Annotated in this window: 1 protein-coding gene; it reads right to left on the bottom strand. The window is 62.4% G+C overall.

The window, feature by feature from the left end:
- Nucleotides 1–175: 175 nt before the first annotated feature.
- Nucleotides 176–765, bottom strand: a 590-nt coding sequence (locus ACFPN9_RS26240; protein ID WP_377817910.1) for a phytanoyl-CoA dioxygenase family protein, incomplete at its 5' end; no start/stop codon positions are given.

Raw genomic sequence — 765 nt, 5'->3', positions numbered from 1 at the left:
ACTTAAGGGTCAGTAGATTGATGCCTTCGCTCGCGAACCCGATGTACAGCGCTCCGCCGCCGACCAGCGCCGCACGGACCGGGTTTCGTTCATCGATGCCGTTTCTGGAAACGGGGCGGACGCACACAGATCGGCCAGAATCAAACGTGCGCCGTCGCACCCAATGATCGCGAGCTCAATTCACCTCGGCGGGACGATCGTAAAGCAAGCGCCGCGCCCGCTTCTGGTTGTCGAACAGGCTGAACCGTTCTTGCGCTTCGGGCGGCATCGGAAAGGGCACGGGGCACGGCAGTGCGACCATCCTCGGGTTGCGGGTAGATCGTCCGCAAACCATGTCCGCTTCATACTGGTCCCAGTTCCTCACGCCCAACAGCGGCCACGCGTCAGCAGCGGCATATCCAATCAACAACAACCGGCGGGCCTGGGCGGACATGTTCGGTCCGGAGGCGTGCATGGTGCGGACATGGTGGAACGACACGGTCCCTGCGGGACCAACGCATTCCTCGGCGCCGGTGGCGTTCACGGGATCGGCATCCAGGTCGACCGCGCTGCAGAAGTACCCGGTATCGGGGTTGTGGTGATCGTAGATCTTGCCCTGGTGCGAGCCTGGCAGGCACAGCAGGGGCCCGTTAACACTGGTGATATCGTCCAGGAACACGCCTACCGTCAGGAACGCGTCGTTGGTGTGCGGATAAAAGCACCAATCCTGGTGCCACTCGACGGGCGAACCGATCCGGCCCGGCTTCAGGTTGATTTTGGAGTTGT

This window comes from Allobosea massiliensis (assembly GCF_042655245.1).
GTDB classification, from domain to species: domain Bacteria; phylum Pseudomonadota; class Alphaproteobacteria; order Rhizobiales; family Beijerinckiaceae; genus Allobosea; species Allobosea massiliensis.
Note: the sequence above shows the minus strand (reverse complement) of the source record. Positions and strands in the feature narration are given on the sequence as shown.